General features: G+C 46.5%; 17 protein-coding genes. 8 read left to right on the top strand and 9 right to left on the bottom strand.

All coding sequences use genetic code 11. From position 1 onward, the window contains the following. Positions 1–6: 6 nt before the first annotated feature. Positions 7–1020 (bottom strand): AAA family ATPase, encoded by a 1014-nt coding sequence (locus tag I2494_RS10160; protein ID WP_218466726.1) that lies wholly within the window; start codon positions 1018–1020, stop codon positions 7–9. Between the two features lie 2 nt (positions 1021–1022). Further along, the gene (gene pnuC / locus I2494_RS10165; protein ID WP_218466727.1) at positions 1023–1712 is read right to left on the bottom strand and encodes a nicotinamide riboside transporter PnuC; all 690 of its coding nucleotides are present in this window, start codon (positions 1710–1712) and stop codon (positions 1023–1025) included. A gap of 347 nt (positions 1713–2059) precedes the next feature. Here pnuC and codB point away from each other — a divergent pair, with 347 nt between their 5' ends. The 3 genes from codB to I2494_RS10180 all read left to right on the top strand — a co-directional run bounded on the left by codB (position 2060) and on the right by I2494_RS10180 (position 5291). Beyond that, complete coding sequence (codB, locus tag I2494_RS10170) at positions 2060–3313, top strand: cytosine permease (protein ID WP_218466728.1); 1254 nt, start codon at positions 2060–2062, stop codon at positions 3311–3313. Next, positions 3303–4583, top strand: coding sequence for a cytosine/isoguanine deaminase (gene codA / locus I2494_RS10175; protein ID WP_218466729.1), 1281 nt, complete (start codon positions 3303–3305; stop codon positions 4581–4583). Before codB ends, codA begins: the two co-directional genes overlap by 11 nt. A 141-nt stretch (positions 4584–4724) precedes the next feature. After that, positions 4725–5291, top strand: a complete 567-nt coding sequence (locus tag I2494_RS10180; RefSeq protein WP_218466730.1) for a peptidylprolyl isomerase — start codon at positions 4725–4727, stop codon at positions 5289–5291. Between the two features lie 69 nt (positions 5292–5360). Here the strand turns inward: I2494_RS10180 and I2494_RS10185 are convergent, their stop codons facing one another. The 3 genes from I2494_RS10185 to I2494_RS10195 all read right to left on the bottom strand — a co-directional run bounded on the left by I2494_RS10185 (position 5361) and on the right by I2494_RS10195 (position 10400). Then, a complete protein-coding gene (locus I2494_RS10185; RefSeq protein ID WP_218466731.1) occupies positions 5361–6407 on the bottom strand; it encodes a radical SAM/SPASM domain-containing protein in 1047 nt (348 codons plus the stop codon). Between the two features lie 11 nt (positions 6408–6418). Further along, positions 6419–7405, bottom strand: a complete 987-nt coding sequence (locus I2494_RS10190; RefSeq protein ID WP_218466732.1) for a TIGR04222 domain-containing membrane protein — start codon at positions 7403–7405, stop codon at positions 6419–6421. A 178-nt stretch (positions 7406–7583) separates the two neighbouring features. Next, positions 7584–10400 carry an FAD-binding and (Fe-S)-binding domain-containing protein gene (locus I2494_RS10195; RefSeq protein WP_218466733.1) on the bottom strand — a complete coding sequence of 939 codons (2817 nt, stop codon included), beginning with the start codon at positions 10398–10400 and terminating at the stop codon, positions 7584–7586. A 354-nt stretch (positions 10401–10754) separates the two neighbouring features. On the opposite strand from I2494_RS10195, the gene I2494_RS10200 reads away from it, so the two are divergent. Continuing rightward, positions 10755–12269 (top strand): helicase HerA-like C-terminal domain-containing protein, encoded by a 1515-nt coding sequence (locus I2494_RS10200; RefSeq protein ID WP_218466734.1) that lies wholly within the window; start codon positions 10755–10757, stop codon positions 12267–12269. A gap of 366 nt (positions 12270–12635) precedes the next feature. Here the strand turns inward: I2494_RS10200 and I2494_RS10205 are convergent, their stop codons facing one another. After that, complete coding sequence (locus I2494_RS10205) at positions 12636–13325, bottom strand: GntR family transcriptional regulator (protein WP_218466792.1); 690 nt, start codon at positions 13323–13325, stop codon at positions 12636–12638. A 448-nt stretch (positions 13326–13773) separates the two neighbouring features. Here I2494_RS10205 and I2494_RS10210 point away from each other — a divergent pair, with 448 nt between their 5' ends. The 4 genes from I2494_RS10210 (at position 13774) to I2494_RS10225 (ending at position 17198) form a co-directional block, all read left to right on the top strand. Beyond that, complete coding sequence (locus I2494_RS10210; protein ID WP_218466735.1) at positions 13774–14082, top strand: hypothetical protein; 309 nt, start codon at positions 13774–13776, stop codon at positions 14080–14082. Between the two features lie 38 nt (positions 14083–14120). After that, positions 14121–14966, top strand: coding sequence for a ferredoxin reductase family protein (locus I2494_RS10215; RefSeq protein ID WP_218466736.1), 846 nt, complete (start codon positions 14121–14123; stop codon positions 14964–14966). A 155-nt stretch (positions 14967–15121) separates the two neighbouring features. Further along, a complete protein-coding gene (locus tag I2494_RS10220; protein ID WP_218466737.1) occupies positions 15122–15814 on the top strand; it encodes a heavy metal response regulator transcription factor in 693 nt (230 codons plus the stop codon). Further along, positions 15801–17198: a heavy metal sensor histidine kinase gene (locus tag I2494_RS10225; RefSeq protein ID WP_218466738.1), complete on the top strand. Its 1398-nt coding sequence runs from the start codon at positions 15801–15803 to the stop codon at positions 17196–17198. The genes I2494_RS10220 and I2494_RS10225 overlap by 14 nt, the downstream gene beginning before the upstream one ends. Before the next feature lie 296 nt (positions 17199–17494). On the opposite strand, the gene I2494_RS10230 is transcribed toward I2494_RS10225, so the two are convergent. From I2494_RS10230 to I2494_RS10240, 3 genes are all read right to left on the bottom strand, one after another. Continuing rightward, positions 17495–18976 (bottom strand): mannitol dehydrogenase family protein, encoded by a 1482-nt coding sequence (locus I2494_RS10230; RefSeq protein WP_218466739.1) that lies wholly within the window; start codon positions 18974–18976, stop codon positions 17495–17497. A 43-nt stretch (positions 18977–19019) separates the two neighbouring features. Beyond that, complete coding sequence (locus I2494_RS10235) at positions 19020–20426, bottom strand: MFS transporter (RefSeq protein WP_407657897.1); 1407 nt, start codon at positions 20424–20426, stop codon at positions 19020–19022. 74 nt (positions 20427–20500) lie between these two features. Further along, positions 20501–21514 (bottom strand): Zn-dependent oxidoreductase, encoded by a 1014-nt coding sequence (locus I2494_RS10240; protein ID WP_218466741.1) that lies wholly within the window; start codon positions 21512–21514, stop codon positions 20501–20503. Between the last annotated feature and the right edge of the window lie 14 nt (positions 21515–21528).

The following is a 21528-nucleotide window of genomic DNA, read 5'->3' on the forward strand; positions in this document are numbered from 1 at the left end:
TCGAGCTTAATCATTCCAGGGCAGCATCATTGCATTACTGTACTTTTCAAAACGTTTTAGTACCGCATCAACTTTTTGTATTCGCTCATTCAGAGATCCCTTCAGTGTAATATAAGGAATTTTTCTCACCTTTAAATCAGCAATAATTTGTTGATGGAAAATATGACGCTTCTGGTCACCACTGCGATCCCAGGTATCATCATAGGGAATGTCATCTTCGCATAGAAAGAACAAATCGTAGCGTGAGGCATTTTCCAGTGCCAGTTGGGTTAATAACTCAGGTGCTTTCCCATGATAGTCGAGAGCAAACATATAGGTAGTAATAGCATTGGTATCAACAAAAAGATAACGGTTAGCAGTAAGAACAGCGCTATCCTCTCGTTGAATGTGCCCGATGGCAATATGATTAAAATCTTCAAACCCAATGCGTCGATCAACCTGATGTTGCGTCCAGTAATCACGACCATATTCACTGGCAAAAGTAGTTTGGTAGCGTTGGGCTAAAGCTTCTGTAATGGTTGATTTCCCCGTGGACATAGCACCTACAAATACCACTTTGGTAATCAAATCAGAATAAACCACATCATCAATAAACTGGCGATGTTTTAAAGGATTCTGCCGAATTTCTGTTGCTGAAATGGGTACTGCCGTTCGTGCTTCATCAACGCGACGGTCTACTGCTCCCAATGCTTTACTGACATGATCGCCATAAAATTCACTGGAATAAAAGTGCGTTATCTTTTGACCGTTCAGCATGGTCAGGATGTAATTCTCTTGTTCAATTTCAAAATCCCGATCGCTGGAATAGCCTTCAGGGCCATCCCAGGCTTCAATGACTTTAACCTGCGGATATAGCTTGCGAATCCAGTTGGCTCGTACGGAAAGCGGGATTGTCGTAACTGATGTGTGGTAAATCAGGATATAGAGTTCATCGACTTCTTTTAACGCCGTTTCAATCAGATATTGATGCCCCTTATGAAACGGAGCGAACTTTCCTAATGTTAATCCTGTGGTTCTCATGGTTATCTTTCAATACCTGTTTTCTTTGTTCCCTGATGCCAGTTCCAATAACCATAGATGGCATTGAGTAAAAAGGCGCTCCACATCACGATCATCATGGCGCTGTTTTCAGCCCCATGAACAAAGCGATAAATCCAAATAATGATGGTGAAAACATTGAGGGCAATATAGGTGAGCCATTGCTCTTTATAGCGCCAAACCATAAGCAGAGTGGCAACAATAGATAAAACGACGGTGGTTGCATCAATATAAGGCGTATTCTGTTTTGGAATTTGAGCCAGTATGACGCCAACAGCCAGACTGCCAACAATACAGATGGATATTGCCAGCAGCAGCCCCCGGCAGGGTAGACTGCGCATTTCTACCTGATTGCCATTCATTTTGTTTTTCCACATCAGGAAACCAAAAACATTCATTGGCATAAAAAACAGAAGATATAGCGCCACTTCGCCGTTAAGATGATTTATCCAGGACAAGTAGGCATAACCGAGGGTGTTATACATACCGAAAATGTAAGTATAGAGATGGCCTTTAGCCGCCAGTACTACGCAAAGAACCCCGGTAAAGAAAATGGAGAAACCAAACCAACTATCGTGCCAAAGAATGGTTAAAACAATAGCGATGGAGGAGAAGGTGGCAAGCCAAACCAGTTCATAAATTCGCCAGTTTTTAAATGTCAGTAAGCTACTCATTCCGTTATTTTATTACATCCCTGAGTTTTCGATGGTTTTGGCAAGGCAAAAATGGATTTATCACCAAAATAATCGATTTTTAATCTGAATATTCTCATCTTGTTATCTCTACATCATAACTATTTTTCCGGCACTTTTCTTACTCTATTGCCTGATGGTTTAAATTATTTAGTCAACGAAAACGCCCGTTGTGGATAGCGTTTTTCTGTTATTTTTTGATAAAAAATCATTTTATAAATCATTTGCATGGAATAAATTCAGAAAAAAAACTATACGAAACCGATTGCTTTATCGTGAGATGCGTATATTATACCGCGAATTTTTTGGCCCGGATTTAAGGAGATATTGTGTCGCAAGATAACAATTATAGTCAGGGGCCCGTCCCCCTGGCTGCGCGGAAAGGCGTGATTTCGTTGACATTTGTCATGTTGGGATTAACGTTTTTTTCAGCCAGTATGTGGACCGGAGGCACTCTCGGTACCGGTCTTTCCTATAATGATTTCTTTTTAGCAGTTCTCTTCGGTAATCTCCTCCTCGGTATCTATACAGCATTTCTTGGTTATATCGGTTCTAAAACCGGACTCTCTACCCACCTTCTGGCTCGTTACTCATTTGGCATTAAAGGCTCATGGCTCCCTTCATTCCTGTTAGGTGGAACTCAGGTTGGCTGGTTTGGCGTGGGTGTAGCGATGTTTGCTATCCCGGTTAGTAAAGCGACAGGGCTGGATACCAATATGCTGATAATGGTTTCCGGTCTGCTGATGACGGTAACTATTTTCTTCGGTATTTCTGCATTAACGGTTTTGTCAGCCATTGCGGTACCGGCGATTGCTATCCTTGGTAGCTACTCGGTCTGGCTGGCAGTAAATGATGTTGGTGGATTGGATCACTTACGCGCTATCGTTCCGGAAACCCCGCTTAACTTTTCTACCGCACTGGCGCTGGTGGTCGGCTCGTTTATCAGTGCAGGTACGTTAACTGCGGATTTCGTGCGCTTTGGTCGCAGTGCTAAAGGGGCGGTGCTGGTGGCAATGATTGCCTTCTTCCTGGGTAACTCTCTGATGTTTATCTTTGGAGCGGCGGGTGCAGCTGCAGTAGGTCAGGCAGATATTTCTGATGTAATGATTGCTCAGGGTCTGTTGATTCCGGCGATTGTGGTACTGGGGTTGAATATCTGGACTACCAACGATAATGCGTTATACGCATCCGGCCTTGGTTTTGCCAACATTACCGGCCTTTCCAGCCGTACTCTGTCAGTGGTTAACGGTATTATCGGTACGTTAACTGCTCTGTGGTTATATAATAACTTTGTTGGCTGGTTAACCTTCCTGTCCGCGGCAATTCCGCCAATTGGTGGTGTGATTATTGCCGACTATCTGATGAACCATCGCCGCTACGCAGCAGATTTCAATAAGGTACATTTCCTGACGGTAAACTGGGTCGCCATTCTGGCCGTTGCTATCGGTATCGCAGCAGGTAACTACTTGCCGGGTATCGTGCCGGTTAATGCGGTGTTGGGTGGTGTTATTAGCTATATGCTGTTTAATCCGTTTGTTAACCGTAAATTTGTAAAACTGCCAGAGGTAGGTCATGCAGAATAATTCCGTTGTTATTACCAATGCTCGTTTACAGGGGCGTGATGGTCTTTGGCAACTCTCTATTGAAAATGGTGTTTTTAGCCGCATTGAACCACAAGATTCTGCGGCCCCGACTACCGGGCAGACCATTGATGCTGAGGGTGGTTTAGCCATTCCTCCGTTTGTTGAACCACATATCCATCTGGATACGACTCAAACTGCCGGTGAGCCAAACTGGAACCAGTCCGGTACGCTGTTTGAAGGTATTGAGCGTTGGGCTGAACGTAAAGCAATGTTGACTCACGATGATGTGAAGCAGCGCGCCATGCAAACCCTGAAATGGCAAATGGCCAACGGTATTCAACATGTTCGTACCCATGTGGATGTGTCTGACCCAACGCTAACTGCGCTGAAAGCTATGCTGGAGGTGAAGCAGGAAGTGGCTCCGTGGGTTGATTTGCAGATTGTTGCCTTCCCTCAGGAGGGAATTCTTTCCTATCCAAACGGTGAAGCATTAATGGAAGAAGCGGTGCGTCTGGGAGCAGACGTTATCGGTGCCATTCCTCATTTTGAATTTACCCGTGAATACGGCGTGGAATCTCTGCATAAAACCTTCGCGCTGGCGCAGAAGTACGATCGCTTAATTGACGTACACTGTGATGAGATTGATGACGAACAATCACGCTTTGTTGAGACAGTTGCTGCACTGGCTCATCGTGATGGTACAGGCGCGCGCGTTACCGCCAGCCATACTACCGCGATGCACTCTTATAACGGGGCTTATACTTCTCGCCTGTTCCGTTTGTTGAAAATGTCCGGCATCAACTTTGTTGCTAATCCACTGGTGAATATTCACTTACAGGGCCGTTTTGATACTTACCCTAAACGTCGTGGTATCACGCGAGTAAAAGAGATGCTGGAAGCGGGTATCAATGTCTGCTTTGGTCATGATGATGTGTATGATCCCTGGTATCCGCTGGGTACAGCAAATATGCTGCAGGTGCTGCATATGGGGCTGCATGTTTGCCAACTCATGGGCTACGGCCAAATTAATGATGGTTTGAATCTGATTACGACTCACAGTGCTAAGACCCTGAACCTGCAGGATTACGGTATTGAAACCGGGCGCTCAGGTAATTTGGTCATTTTACCGGCGGAGAATGGTTTTGATGCAGTACGCCGCCAGACGCCGGTGCGTTATTCTGTTCGTCGGGGTAAGGTGATCGCCGAGACAGTTCCGAGCCAAACTACGTTGTATTTGAATCAGTCGGAAAACGTGAGCTTTAAGCGTTAATTCACTTTTGCTGAAAATATAAAGGGTCGGATAGATTATCCGACCTTTTTTTGTCCGCTAAATCAGTAGCCGCTGAGGGGGAAAATCACTAGAATCGGGAAGGTTTGAATTTATTGCTACCTAACAAGAAGGTATTTTCTTATGTTGAAGCGTATTTGTATCACCTTAACGGCGCTGTTCTCTCTGGTATTACTGGCACCGGCTGCACTGGCTGCTAATCCTCATGTTGTACTGACCACCTCTCTGGGTAATATTGAAATCGAGTTGGATCAAGACAAAGCACCAATCTCTACCAAAAACTTTGTTGCTTACGTTAAAGATGGTTTCTATGACGGCACAATTTTCCACCGCGTAATTCCTGGTTTTATGGCACAAGGTGGTGGTTTCACTGCTGATATGAATCAGAAGAAACCTAATGCTCCGATTAAAAACGAAGCGGCTAACGGTTTGAAAAACGTAAGAGGAACTATTGCTATGGCGCGTACCAATGCGGTTGACAGCGCGACCAGCCAGTTCTTCATTAACGTAGTGGATAACGATTTCCTTGACCAGTCTGCAGGTAATTTTGGTTATGCCGTATTTGGTAAAGTAGTGAAAGGAATGGATGTTGTAGACCAAATGATGAAAGAGAAAACTCAGTTCTCTGGTCAACATCAGGATGTTCCGGTTACGCCGATTGTGATTAAGTCTGCGAAGGTCATGCCGTAATATCGCCTTTGGCGGTTGAAGGATTTATCCGTTTTGTCAGTAGTCAGAAAGGCGCATACCGCGCCTTTCTTAATTTTTATCGGCAGGCTTTGCCAAATAACTACAGGCAGGATCGGCTCGAAATGGGGTTTGGTGTTGGGCATAGGCCAGACAGCGAAGACCACCCTGGCATGTGGTGCGATACAGGCAGGTTGAGCACTCTTCGGGTGAAGAGAAGTCTCGTAGTTGCTGTAAAAGTGGCGATTGATGATAGATTTCGGTGAGTGGCTGTTGCTGTACATTGCCAACATTGACTGGCATACGCCGACACGGCAGAACGCTGCCATCAGGCATCAGTGTAATCAGCTCTTTTCCTGCATTACAGTAATAGGGTGTGTTTCCACTGGCCTGAAACTGTAGTGCGCGAAACAGGGCGATTTCCGTTTTGTTATTCGCTCTGGATTCCACATTACACTTAACCTGATACATCTGCTGAAAATAATCTGCACTTTGATGGGCATCCAATGGCTGTGGCGCACCTCGGTGGCAGGAAGGCAGCATTCGGTCTGACCATATTCGATCAATCTGATGGATATGGGCCAATTCGGCAACCTGGCTGAATTCCTGATAATTCTTATTGTGAGCCGTGAATGACCACAATACCCGAATGCCGGCCTGTTTCAGGCAGTGGGTTGCAGTTAATACCTGTTGAAAATGACCGCGACCGCGGATGGCGTCATGGGTTGATTCATTACCTTCAACGCTAAGTTGTACAAATTTAACTGGTAGTCGGGCAAAAAGAGCCGCCCATTCTGCATCAATCAATGAACCGTTGCTTAGAATTGCCAGCGAAGGGCGGGACGGATGAGCAGCCAGATATTCCAGCAGGGCAGCAAAGTCCGGGTGTACACAGGGTTCTCCACCGGTCAGGTTAATCTGCAACGGCGTATTGATATCGGTTCGGGCAATTTGATGGAGCCTGAACACCTGCTGAGCAATCTGTTTTAGCATGGCTAAATCAGGGCCTTTATCGCGATAACTCTCCTGATAGCAGTGGCTACAGCGGAGGTTACAGCGATCGGTAATATGCCACTGTACGGTTAAACGCTGTAGCTTAGGGACGACATCAGTAACCATAGTTTATGCTCTTAATCACCACCGCCACATCCACCGCATCCCGAACATCCGCTGGAACTGCCTGAATCTGAAGACGAACTGCTGTCGCTATCGGCACCACCAGAGGAAGAGTTTCCACCAGCGGCTCCTCTGCCCGATGCGCCTGAGGGTGGAAGTACGGCAAAGTTGAGCAGATAAGCATGTTGACCAAAACTGCATTCAGAATAGATGAAGTTACTGGTTGATAACGCGACGACAGCCATGGCGATATCCAGTTTTTTCAGCGATTTTTTATCCCTTGGCAGACTGGCGCTGAGCCGCTCAAGAAATATTTTGCCTTTATTGGTCAGGTGAACCCTGTCAGCCCGGTGGCGTAGAAAAATCCGGTAATGAATCCAGCCGAAAAATAGCATCATCAGACTAAGAAAAATAACGTTATGGTAGCCATTTCCCCAGGCGATAATGAGCTTATAGGCACCCATTCCTGTCAGCAAAATAAACCCAATCCACGCAACCATAGCGGACAAGCTTTCGCTGATGGCTGAATAAACCAAACCTTCCTTTTGCGCTTTGGCTCGAAAGTTTCGGCCGGTAGGAGCCAGAGCATTGAACGCCCATTCTTTGCTCTGTTCATGCTGTTGTTCAAAACAGGAGAAAACCAAAGTCTCTAACCGATTGAGCTCTTGCATCTTTGGCTGAATTGACTCTGGATTGGTTACAGGACGAAGCATATAGGTTGTAGATTTACTGCCAGGAACCAGTAGCCCGGAGTAAGACAGGCGCATCATTGCCAGCTGTAATACCTTCTCCCGGCCGCTCTGTAACCAGGCAAGAAAATAAGGATCTATATGGGAGGGGAGTAAGCCTGGTTTCTTATCGACGCGGGAAGTGTCAGGGTAACAGCGCAGACTTATCATCCCTGTCGCAATCATGATGGCGATACAGTAAATCAGATAAAACAGCAGAAACCAGGGACCATACATGTCCACAATCGGGTTACTCATGACTGTCCATGTCATAACGCTAAACTCCGCGACTAAATGAGAATTGAGTGATAGTTGCTATTGTATACGGATAAATGCGTGTGTCACCGCTTGACTAAAGAAGATTGCGCCGGGATTTCTCTATTCAACCATATTGATTGGTGAAAGGAGCCCGGCGCATAGGATAAGGCGATATATTCTATGTAAGCACTGACTAACTTAACGGCTTAGTGACTCTATCCACCACATACAAAATAGAACGATAAGGCACACCAGAGTGTTCCGTTAAACCTATCTCACAGGTTCGGCTATTGGATACCCCTTCTACACAGTTAGCCGGTACTTGCTGACTTAACAGGCGTAGTGCGCTGGCATTCAGTTCCGGATTTTTTATTCCTTTATCTCCGGCAAAGCCGCAACAGTGAATACCATCAGGAATAATAACCTGAGTGCAGCAGCGATCTAACAGGTTTTTCATTGGTGCCGACAGACCCATCTTCACGCTGGAACAGGTGACATGCAGCATAATTGGGTTATCTTCCGGAGTGAACGCTAACTTATCCAGCAAATAGTGATTCACAAAACCGACGGGTTCAAACAGCGCCATGGGTTTGGTGAAGCCTTCCACCGCGCGCAGCGCGCAAGGGCTGGTATCAATCAGTACCGGATATTTGCCCTGTTCACTGGCTTCCCAAAGGGCTTGCTCCATATCAGCCAGTCTCTCTGAGGCAACAGAGGTGATACCTTTGCTGTTATAAGGCATTCCGCAGCACAGGCTATCCAGTTTTTGTGGGTAAATTACCGAGAAGCCAGCTTTGTTTAACAGACTCTCGACAATGTCTGTGAGAGGACGTTGGTCTGCATCATTGGCTGATGGTCCCATGGTGCGTGATGCACAGCTTGGTAAATAGACCACTTTCAAATCGCCAGCCACTAATTTTGGCGCTTTTGGTGAAGTGGCTCCCCGTGGGAAAGAGGGAGTTAACAGCGGTATATATCCGGCGCTGGCAACGTGTAGCGCTTTGGTAATTTTGCCAAAACGTGGCTGACCAATAACCTTACCGGTTGCGGCCACCGTATTTAATGCCAGGCGAGCACCACCGGTAATTGTTGTGAAGTGGTCGGCAGTCCAGCGAGCAATACGTTCATAACGCATATTACGTTGAGTACGAATGTCGCGAATCAGTTCACCAGTATTAATTCCTACCGGACAACGACGGGCACACAGGCCGGTAGCGGCACAGGTAGCATCACCCAGATAAAGGAAATCTTTCTCCAATTTTTTCAGTCGCTTATTATCATCTGCGCTGCGACGTAAGCGGTTAATCTCACGCCACATAACAATCCGTTGACGCGGTGTGAAAGAGAGATTGGTAGAAGGGCAAACCGGTTCACAGAACCCACACTCAATACAGCTATCTACGCGTTTATCGGCGGCGGGCAGTAATTTTAAGTTTTGTAGATGAGCCTGATGATCGCGGTTAAGCAGTACTCCTGGACTTAACAGATGATTTGGGTCGAGCAAATTTTTCAATTGCCACATTAGCTCATAGGCTTCACTTCCCCATTCCAGCTCCACAAACGAGGCCATATTACGGCCAGTACCATGTTCAGCCTTGAGTGATCCTTTGTATTCAACCGCGACTAACTGCGCAATATCTTCCATAAATAGCTGATAGCGGGAAACTTCTGCCGGGGAGTCGAAAGATTGCTGGAAGACAAAGTGCATATTACCATCCAGCGCATGACCATAAATAACGGCGCTATAGTCATGTTTAATAAACAGCTTACGCAGGTCGCGTACTCCGGCCGCCAGTTGCTCAATAGGGAAGGCTACGTCTTCAATAATCACGGTTGAGCCCACAGGACGAACGGCACCAATCGCCGGGAAGATGCCTTTGCGGATTGCCCACAGACGACCAAACTCTTCAGGTTTATCAGTGAAGGGAACCTGCTGCTCCAGCGTGAAGCTGGCGATAGATGACATAATTTGTGCCATCTTGTCCTTCAATGTATTGGCATCAGCCGCGCGGACTTCAACCAATAGCGCGGTGGCGTCCTCACTGAGATGAGGCATGAAATCAGGTAGCCCCTCCTCATTCTCTACCGAGGCCAGGGCTCCGCGATCCATCAGCTCAACCGCAGAAACCGGCTGTTGTTTCAGAATACGTGTCGCTTCACAGGCTGCTTCAATATCGCTGAAGACGAACAGGGCTGAGGCTTTAAACGGGTGCTCTTCCACCGTGCGGTAGGTAATTTCAGCAATAAATCCTAATGTACCTTCTGAACCAATCATCAGGTGAGTCAGAATGTCCAGCGGATGCTCAAAATCAACCAGTGCATTCAGGCTGTATCCTGTGGTGTTCTTCAGCCGATACTTATGGTGAATCAGCTCTGCCAGATGGCTATTGGCTTTGGTTTGCTGCGCCAACTGCCCCAGTTGCTCCAGCATTTTTCCGTGAGTTTGATTGAAGGAGGCAACGGATTCGCTGTCAGCGGTATCAATCAGGGTACCATCTGCCAGAATCAGGCGCATTGCCTGAAGCGTTTGGTAAGAGTTTTGAGCTGTGCCACAACACATGCCGCTGGCGTTATTGGCCGCAATCCCACCAATTTTACAGGCATCAATGGAGGCTGGATCCGGGCCAATTTTACGGCCAAAAGGTGCCAGGTAGCGGTTGGCGTCAGCACCAATCACTCCCGGTTTCAGGGAAATATAACCCGCATCACCAAAAATCTTATACTGACGCCAGCTGTCGCCCAGAATAATCAGAATTGAGTCCGTAATCGCCTGACCGGAGAGGCTGGTACCTGCCGCCCGGAAGGTCACAGGGAGCTTATGTTTTCTTGCCAGAACCAATGTTTGTTGTACTTCTCGTTCGTTATTCACCCGCACAACAATTTGAGGGATAAGACGATAACAGCTGGCATCAGTACCATAAGCCATGGTTCTTGATGGGTCGGTATAGATAAATTCTTTCGGGATAATACGACAAAGCTCACGATAAAAAGGTTGGTAAGACAGGTTCATTTATACTTCCTTTATTTTACTTTTTGCGCAATAGATGCGTTTCTTTGTTGTTGATTATAATAGTAAAACTACGAAATTATTGTGATCGCACTCTATCTTTAATCGCTATTGAATCGATTCATATTACAAATGTGTTTTCATTGTGTTGTCAGGGGAAATAATTCCTTAATATTTTTAGTTGATGTGTTGCAGGTCGATATAAAAGGAATTTTTATTAATCATCCTCGGTTGACTCATTTATACTGTGTCAGTATAGGACACCGCGCATAGTGACATGCCGTGGCCTTTCTGAATAAAAGTCTGACAGGTGCACTTTTCGGCTCAATGGAGTCGTTATATATAGGATGAACTCTGATGTTAGAACCTCTTGTTATTGCCAAAAGCAATGAGTTAGAGCTGGCGATTCTGCCTGCGCTGGCTAACCGTCATGGATTGATTACCGGAGCAACCGGAACAGGAAAAACCGTCTCGCTACAGAAAATGGCAGAGAGTTTTTCACGAATTGGCGTACCGGTATTTATGGCCGACGTCAAAGGCGACCTGTCGGGTATTGCGGCAGAAGGGGTAATGAACCCGAAACTTCAGTCACGTCTGGAAGCGCTGAAAGTAACCGATTGGGATCCAGCCGCTTGTCCTACCGTATTCTGGGATGTTTTTGGTGAGAAAGGGCATCCGGTGCGCGCAACGGTTTCCGATATGGGGCCGATTTTGCTTTCTCGTTTATTGAATCTGAATGATGTTCAGTCTGGTGTGCTGCAATTAGTGTTTAAAATTGCCGATGATAACGGCCTGTTGCTGCTGGATATGAAAGATCTGCGCTCAATGGTGCAGTTTGTTGGTGATAATGCCAAACAATTCCAAACCCAGTACGGCAATATCTCCAGCGCTTCCATTGGTGCTATTCAGCGCGGTTTGTTGACGCTTGAACAACAAGGCGCTGAGAGCTTCTTTGGCGAGCCAATGTTAGATATTTTTGACCTGATAAAAACCAATGCATCAGGTCAGGGTATCGTCAATATTTTGGCGGCGGACAAACTATATAACCAGCCTAAACTGTATGCGATTTTCCTGCTGTGGCTGCTGTCTGAGCTGTTTGAACATTTGCCAGAAGTGGGTGATATGGACAAGCCGAAGATGGTGTTTTTCTTCGATGAAGCTCACTTGCTGTTTAACGATGCGCCAACCGCTTTGCTGGAAAAAATTGAGCAAGTGGTTCGTCTGATCCGTTCTAAAGGCGTTGGTATCTATTTTGTTACTCAAAATCCACTGGATATTCCGGACAGCGTACTGGGGCAGTTAGGTAACCGGGTACAGCATGCTCTGCGTGCGTTTACCCCACGAGACCAAAAAGCGGTCAGAGCCGCAGCAGAAACCATGCGGGCAAACCCATCGTTTAATGCAGAGCAGGCCATTACCGAGTTGGGTGTTGGTGAAGCACTGATTTCATTTTTAGATGAGAAAGGGCGTCCAAATATCGTTGAGCGTGGCTTTGTTATTGCACCTTGTTCTCGTATGGGAGCTCTGAGTGATGACGAGCGTAATGGCTTGATTAATCGCTCTCCATTGTATGGCCGTTATGAAGAGATGATCGATCGTGAATCTGCCTATGAAAAACTCATGGCAGGTGCTGGTGTAACAACACCAGCAGCGAAAGATGCGCCGGTGACTAAGCAAGAGGTTCAACAGAAAGAGAATGAAGATGGCGGCTTACTGGGCAGCCTGAACGATATTCTGTTTGGCACCACTGGCCCACGGGGCGGTAAAAAGGATGGCATAGTACAGACTGCGGCAAAATCGATGACTCGCCAACTGGGTAACCAGATTGTGAGGGGGATTTTGGGGAGTATTCTGGGTGGGAAGCGTAGATAACTGAGCCGTCATTTAAAACAGCGCATTTGCTTATTTTAGTGCTGAGAACATTCCGGCCGTAAAAGGTATATACCTATATTACTATTGTGCTCGGCCGGAAGACAATTTGTACTTAAGTTCGGAGTGCGTCGGGCCTAGCCGGGCTAGGGGCAGTTATGAAACACCTTGCGGTGTTTCACCCTGACGGGTCAGCGCAAGCGCTGTTCAAACAGGCTTTCGCCTGTTTGTCGTTGGCTTACGCCAAGTCGAACCCAACGCCCGTCTCTCCCGACGATTGGCTTTTTGAATTTTGATATTTATCAGTCAAAAATAGCGGCTTAATGCCGCTATTTTTTGTTGATTACATCTACCAGCTAAAGCGAACCGCTATTCGTCAGCTTCGAACCAGTCGGTATTGCGTTGGGAAATGGTGGTGACGGTGGAGATCATCTCCCCGAGATGCTGTTTCATTGCGGCTTCTGCTGCATCAGGATCGCGTTTTTCCAACCCATCATAGATTTTGTAATGCTGCTCAATCAGGCTTTCTGGAGGAGAAACATCTGCCAGGCTCATAAACCGTACCCGATCCATGGTGGCCTTGATGGTTTCAATCGTTTCCCATGCCATTGGGCAATCGATGATTTGGGTGAAAGTACGGTGAAACTCATCATCTAATTCTAAAAACTCTTTAATACGCTTATTGCTGGCAGCCAGCTCTTGACGATGGAGATTGTGCTTAAGCTGCATCAGATGTTCTGGGGTGACGGCTAATGCAGCCCGGCGAATAATCGCTATTTCCACGGCTTCGCGGATAAAACGCCCATCGGACACGCGCTTGGCGGAGATCTTCATGACGAAGGTACCACGCTGCGGCAAAATTTGGACTAATCCGGTTTCTGACAGTTTGATAAACGCTTCTCTGACAGGTTGCCGAGATACATTGAAGCGAGTTGAGATCTCTTTTTCTGACAGTAAAGTGCCCGGACGAATCGTACAATCAACGATCTCCTGCCTTAACAGGCGGTAGATTTGCTGATTTACAGGTTCACTGGTAGCGAATGGGTAAGCAATGGTCATTGATGTCGATAGAGCTCTTACTGTAGTTAGCAACTTTCCGCATTATAGCGGGATTTCACGGACAATTCGCCAAAATTCTTATGGAAAAGCGTCATTTTTTAACAAATCCAATTGAGTAGCGAACGAATATTTTCACTGGAATAAATTAGCCAGTGAACCAGCACAAAGGTTATTTCGCCGTTGAATGGTTCGTTTTAATCATTCAATGGTTTTTTACCCACAAACCGCTCCGTATATAAATCAACCTACCATGATTAAAGCACATTTAATTTGATCTTTGGCGTGTAATTCAGCAATTCGCTGATGTGTTATACAAGTACTTGTATACATAGAAAAATGACAAAAATGTAATCTGTGCATTGGCGGTTTGTCATTCGGACATTGCTATTCTTTTTGCATTCTATCGGGCTATTAAGCCAGCGATGATTTGTCATAGAAGGAATAACTTATGCGTCGATTAACCGGAGGTTTATTTTTAATTTGGGCAGTGACTTTTCTGTTTTCATTGCCTGCAACATTCGACTTTTTTTTCTGGCGGCGTCAGATTATTTTACTGACGGGTATTCTCAGTTTTGGCTATATGAGTGCCGCGATGTTATTGGCTGTCCGTCCCACCTGGCTTGAAAAATGGCTGAATGGGTTGGATAAAATGTATCGTCTGCATAAATATCTGGGCATTGGGTCATTAACTGGCATGCAATCGCTAATGATATTGGCGAGTGGGCGTTTTATGCCTTTATCATTTTCGCTCTGGTGAGCCTGTTAAAAGTCGTCAGTTATAAAAGATTCGTCATTTTGCATAAATTAGCGGGTGTTATATTCATCGCCGGAGCGGTTCATGCCGCGATGTCACTGAAGTATCTGTTGAATACCATGTTGTATGATATTGCCGTTATCGTCATGGTTCTGGTTGGCTGTTATTGTGCGCTGTTGTCCCTGACCAGCCAGATTGGTAGTAAGAAAAAGGTCAACGGTAAGGTCATTCAGGTTAATCGTTACGCCGGCAACGCCGTTCATTTTCAGATAGCAGTCGATCAACCGATGAAGTATCAGCCCGGTCAATTTGCCTATCTCAACTTTTATGATGGCGAATCTCCCCATCCGTTTACCGTAGTGAATTACGATAAACAGCAAAAAATCATCGAAATAGCGGTAAAAGCATTGGGTGACTATACCGCTGAGCTGGTGAACCATCTGCAACAGGGGCAGCGAGTTGAAGTGGAGGGCGGCTATGGCAAATTCTTGCTATCAGATAATAAAAAGCAGGTATGGGTCGGTGCCGGTATTGGGGTTACGCCATTTATTGCCTGGCTGGAGTCTCTCGCATCAGGCAACAGCGCTCAAACCACACCAGAAAAAATCGTGTTTTTCTACTGCGCCAGAAATCGACAAGAAGCTTTCTTCATTGAACGACTTCAAGGTTTAGTGAAACGAATATCCCATGTAGAGCTGCGAGTTTTACTGGCAGAAGAAGGACAGCTATTAACCGCAGAAGAGATTATTTGCCTGATGGGGAACAGCACCGATTACTCCGTCAGTTTTTGTGGCCCGGAAGTGTTTGCAGAGCATTTGAAAAAAGGATTATCAACGTCAGGATGGTGTCAGAGTCAGTTTCATCATGAAATATTTTCAATGCGTTGAAGGCTCATTTTACCAAGCCAAATGAACGCGAGGTTTTTATATTGATTTACATCATCAGAGCCATTATTCATCATGGCTCTGATGTGATCGTTCTGATTAAGGCAGATGCAGAAAGAAAATCGTGTTGGTGTGCATAGGGTAAATGGATAACCATTATGAAAATATTATTAGTAGAAGATCAGAAAATGGCATCGGAATACATCGCCCGTGGGCTCAAAGAGCAAGGCATGGTGGTCGATATTGCGGCCAATGGCCCCGATGGTTTGCACTATCTGTTAACCAATGAATATGATTTAGCGATTCTGGACGTTATGCTGCCCGGCCTGAGTGGTTGGGATATTTTGGAAATGGCGCGTAAAGCGGGTAAGCAAACTACGGTAATGTATCTGACCGCCAGAGATAATGTCGAAGATCGGGTTCGAGGTCTGGAGCTGGGAGCCGATGATTACCTGATAAAACCGTTTTCCTTTAGTGAGCTATTGGCGCGCATTCGCGTTATTCAGCGGCGCCAGATTGATCCACATCAGCCGGAATCCACGGTATTACGCGTGGCCGATCTGGAACTCGATTTATTGAAACATCAGGCTTATCGACAGGGTAAACGTCTGGAACTGACACCAAGAGAATTCACATTATTAAGTTTGCTGATGCGCCGCAGTGGTGAAGTGTTATCCCGTATTGTGATATCTGAAATGGTCTGGGATATGAATTTCGATTCCGGAACCAATGTGGTGGACGTGGCCATCCGTCGATTACGGACTAAAGTCGATGACCCCTATTCGGTCAAATTATTACACACTATTCGGGGGGCGGGTTACGTGATGGAGTTGAGAGATGAAACTGTTTGATATCCGCAGCTGGTCGTTGACTCAACGACTGAGTATCTTTTTTACTCTGGCAATGACCATTATAGTGTTGATTGTTTCAGCGATTGCGTTCACTGCATTAGTGGAACAATTGAAGAAAAAGAACCATCTCGAATTAACTAATATTCTTCAGTCTCAAAGCAGCGTTATCGAAAATATCCATGATAATCGTAAGTTAAGGGTCTGGCAGCAGCGCTGGTTTGAGAATATCGATCCGGATAAGCGCGCATTTTTACGGGTGATTATGCCGAACGGGCAGGTGTTTGCGGAATCGCCACAACTGACAATTGCGTCGGAGGAGTTTCCTGATGCTAATGAGGCGTTCAACTATAAAATAACCTTCTCTAAGCAAGGGGAGCGTAAGAGTAAAATGCTGCTGGGAAGCCGCAAGGTGGCTCAGGCTAATGGGCAAGTATGGTTGGTACAGGCCGCGCTGAATGTTAGTCAGGAACGGGAAATTCTGGATCTTTGTCTGGATATTCTGAAAGTGGTGGTATCTGTTGCTCTGGTTATTTCGGCACTGCTTGGGTGGCTGATCGTGCGAAGCGGTCTTAAACCATTAACTATTCTGAATAAGCAAATACAGAATATCCATGTCGAACGGCTCAATACGCGTATCGGTCAACAGAAATGGCCAAGAGAATTGAAAGAGCTGGCCGCTTCTTTCGACGATATGCTTAGCCGATTAGAAAGCTCTTTTGCTGAACTATCCCGCTTCTCATCGGATATTGCCCACGAATTCCGTGCGCCTATCAATAATATGATTGCCGCCGCCAGCGTAACGCAATCCCTGCCTCGTACTCCGGAAGAATATCAGGATACGCTGGAGAAAATTATGGAAGAGGGGGAGCGTCTCTCCCGAATGATCTCCTCCATGCTGTTTCTTGCCAGAGCAGATAACTCCCGGGAAGTTATTCATATTGAGTCGGTATCAACATCGATTCTGTTTAATCAGGTGGCTGAATTCTTTAGCGGTTTGGCTGAAGAGAGACAGATTGAGTTATTGACCTCTGGTGATTACATCATGCAGGCTGATGTAATGTTGTTGCGGCGAGCATTTTCTAATCTGGTTGATAACGCATTACGCTATACGCCTGTAGGGGGAAAAATCACACTGACAGCAGAAAGAGAGAACGATCGCCTGATTCTGTCGGTGACTGATACCGGTGAAGGAATTGAACCATCACACATCGACCATATATTTGAACGTTTTTACTGTGCCGATAGCGCAAGAAGCTCGAATGAAAGTACCGGTCTGGGGCTGGCTCTGGTGAAATCCATTGTAGAGCTGCATAACGGTACTATTGGGGTGGAAAGTGAAGTGGGACACGGTAGTCGTTTTGTGATGAGTTTTCCGTTTGCTTAGTTTTGAACGATGAAAAATAGTCACACAGGTGAGTAGGCACAGGCTGCTGACAAACCAGATAAATTGGCCTCAATGAATATTCCGGTCGTAAAATCTAAAATTGTTTATATTGGCTTTGTGCTCGACCGGAAGACCATCTGTACTTGGCTTCAACGTGTGTCGATCCGGGCCTCCCTACGGGAGTCCCTTCCGACAATCGGCTATTTAAAACACAAAACTGAATAAATCAGACTTTATCATCGCTCTGAGCCACCCGGATGGGTGGCTATTTACCAACTGATAAACTGGAGGGTTTATCAAAACTGCTTAACCAGTAAAGCAACGCTCTGCTTCGCACCAGACTGCAACAACTGTAGATAGGCTTCTGTCACGGCCGTAACAAAGCGAGCATTTTGCGGTAGCTCTTTGCCAAACACCACTTCCAGTGACAGCAATGCTTTTACCCGCCCGGCCCCTTCTTTACTGGTGGCGACCAATGTTTTTAACTGTTCCAGCAGCGGATCGCTAACTTCAATCGGTTGCCCTTGCTCATCCATACCGCCAACGTAACGCATCCAGGCTGCAATACCCAGCGCCAGACAGTCGAAGCGACTGTTATGGGCAAGATGATATCGTACTGAATCCAACATACGCTGTGGTAGCTTTTGCGTTCCATCCATCGCGATTTGCCAGGTACGGTGCTTCAGAGCGGTATTACGATAGCGATTAAGCAGGGAATCGGCATAGGCTTCCAGATCGACACCCTGAGTTCGCAAGGTTGGAGCTTGCTCACTTAGCATCAGATGGCGCGCAGCGGTGGCATAGTTGTCATCTTGCATACAGTCGTTAATATGCTGATATCCAGCCAGATAGCCAAGGTAGGCCAGAAATGAATGACTGCCGTTTAACATACGCAGTTTCATCTCTTCAAATGGCAGCACGTCTTGTACCAGCTCTGCGCCGGCCTTTTCCCACTCCGGGCGACCATTAACAAAGTTATCCTCAATCACCCACTGACGGAATGGCTCACAAGCCACTCCCGCCGGATCGCTAATTCCACCAAGCTGTTGAGTGATTTTATCCAGCGTTTCCGGAGTAACGGCAGGCACAATGCGATCCACCATAGTGGATGGAAAACTGACGTTAGTTTCAATCCAGTTTGCCAGTTGAGCATCCTGAAGACGGGCTAACGCCAGAACCACATTGCGGGTGACGTGGCCATTTTCCGGCATGTTATCGCAGGACATCACACTAAAAGCAGGAAGATGACGGTCGCGGCGCAGTCGCAAAGCCTGAACGATCGCACCCGGTGCTGATTTTGGCATTGATGGGTTAGCAATATCATGCTGAATCAGCGGATGATCTTCGATTAATGTGCCGGTAGCCGGCTGATAACAATAGCCTTTTTCGGTGATGGTTATGGAGACAATAGCAATCTCTGGCTGTGCCATGGCTTCCAGCACGCTGTTGATACCATCAACTTCACCGTGGATAGCGCGGCGAACTACGCCCACAACCCGACCAGACCAGCCTTCAGATGCCATTTCAGCCACCGAATACAGCAGATCCTGTGAGTTCAGATCGTTAATCTGCTGTTCGCCGCCAATCAGGTTAACTTCACAATATCCCCAGTTGCTACCGTACTCTGATGCCAGAATATCAGCATAAACTGCCTGATGGGCGCGGTGAAATGCGCCAAAGCCTAAATGCACAATCCGAGTCTGGAGTTTGGTTCTGTCGTAGTCCGGCACCACCACATTTTTCGGCAGATCGCGTAATGATTTGTTTGATAAATTCATATCGTCGGTTAACCCGTTAAATAATAAATAAGCGCTGGTGTGATTAAACTTCTGCCGCACTACGGCGAACATCAACCGCAGATACCTCGTGAGCTGGAACTTCCGCCGCATCTCTTGGATCGCTCAAATCGCGATCCTTTACTTCAGGCATGCAGATAGCCGAAATTAAACCGATGGATGAATAGACAATAATCATCACCACGATTGGCCACCAGGAGTCAGTCATATTACAGAAGATACCCGCCAGTACCGGGCCAAATCCTACCGCTACCAGACCACCCGTCTCTTTGGAAATGGCCATTCGGGTAAAGCGATTACGTGAGCCAAACATTTCAGCCATGGTGATATTTTCAAGGGCGAACAGGCCTAATACCGCAACGTTATGGATAATGATAATGCAGGCCATAATCACGTTAACTTCTCCGGTTTTATCCACAATCATGGATAGCATTGGATAAGCTAAGATAATGGCGCTGATGCTCAGCACGATATAAGGCAGACGACGACCAATTTTATCAGACAGCCAGCCCAACAGAGGAATGGTCAGGAACCCAAGAATTGAGCTGATCATTAGCGCATCAGTCGGAATACGTTTTTCAAATAGCAGGGTTTGTACTAAATAACCGGCAAGGAAGGTTTGAATTAAGCCAGAGTTACCCGCCTGTCCAAAACGCAACCCGGTTGCCAGCCAGAAAGATTTGCTGGTGAACATAGAAAGAATGGAGCTTTCTTCAGAAGCGGCTTTTTTCGCGGCTGCTGTTTCAGTCGCTGCGGTTTCGCTGGCTTGTTCAAATACCGGGCTCTCTTTCAGGTTCATTCGTAACCAAACCGCAAAGATCATCACAACCACGCTGGACAGGAACGGAATACGCCATCCCCAGTCAAGCAGCTGTTCTCTGTCGAGCAGAACAAACATCACTGCCCAAATAGCCGTTGCGCTTAATGTTCCACAGTTGGTTCCCATGGCAACCAATGAGGAGATAATGCCGCGTCTACCTTTAGGTGCATACTCTGCCAACATGGTGCCAGCACCGGAGATTTCGGCTCCCGCGCCCAGCCCCTGAATGATACGTAAGGTAATCAGTAATAATGGTGCGAAGATACCAATTTGAGCATAGGTAGGTAATACACCAATCAGTGTGGTACAGATACCCATCATGGTGATAGTAATAAACAGGACTTTCTTTCTGCCGATGGTGTCGCCCATTCTGCCGAAGATAAAGGCACCAACGATACGTGCGATATATCCCGCACCGTAGGTTCCCATTGCCAGAATCAGTGCCATCGCAGCCGATTGTTCCGGGAAAAAAATCTCATGGAAAACCAGCGCGGCACCCAATGAGTACAGCTGAAAATCCATAAATTCGAGGGCGGTTCCCAGCCAGCCGGAAACCGCGGCCTTAACCAGATCAGAAGTACTTCTTTCCGGTTTATTATTTGTTGATTCCATGCTTTTAGTCATATTTCTGCTCTCTACAGTTGTTGTTATATATACAGAAAAGGTTTGGGTACAGAGGTTTTCTGTTAAAACTTCAATAAAACTTTGCAACAGAACTTAGGATCTTTTTCAAATATCTCCATTGCTTCAACGACTTGTGTGTAATCAAACTGATGGGTAATGAGTTTTTCAGGATGGATTTTTTTGCTATTCATCCAGTCAATCACCATTGGGAAACGATTACTGTTGAGGCGGGAGCTATAAATAGTCAGCTCTTTACTGGTGATACCTTGTTGGTTAATAACGCAAGGATCGGAAGAGAAACCCATAATGCCAATGCGAGCTGCTGGTGATGCTAAACCAATGGCTTCCGGCAAAATTGACGGGTGACACGCGGCATCAATAATCAAAGTAGGGCGAATGCCCAACTTCGCCAGTTCGGTTGTAAGATCGATATCGGTATTGTTGATGACGCGATCGGCTCCGTTCTCTTTGGCCATGGCTAAGCGCTCATTGATGCGGTCTGCAACAATGATCTCTTTAACGCCGTACACGCCACGCAGTGCCTGAATAGAGGTCAAACCCATTGGGCCTGCGCCATAAACCAGAGCAACATCCAGAGGGCCTGGGTTCATCTGACTACAAATATTCGCAGCGATGGTAAAAGGTTCAATCATGGTCGCTTCCCGATCCGGGATGCTGTCAGGAACAACATGGGCATTCTTTGCCGGCAGGGTGATGTATTCACTGAATCCGCCGTCCCGGTGTACACCGATAACTTGCAAAGAAGTACAAACATTTGGGCGACCCACCAAGCAAGGGTAGCAGTGACCACAGCTGACCACCGGATCGCCAACAACGCGTTGACCAACACGGGATGCATCAACGCCTTCGCCCACCGCATCAATACGACCAAAGAATTCATGGCCGATGACGCGCGGATATTTGGCAAACGGATTATGGCCACGATAGATATGTACGTCTGAGCCACAGATACCGGCACTCTCTACCCGCAGGCGAACTTCTCCAGCCTGTGGTTGTGGTACCGGGCGCTCTTCAATGACTAACACTTCGGGTTGTTGAATGACTACACTTTTCATTTTGTTATCCTTAA

Source organism: Limnobaculum allomyrinae, assembly GCF_016649425.1.
GTDB classification, from domain to species: Bacteria; Pseudomonadota; Gammaproteobacteria; order Enterobacterales; family Enterobacteriaceae; genus Limnobaculum; species Limnobaculum allomyrinae.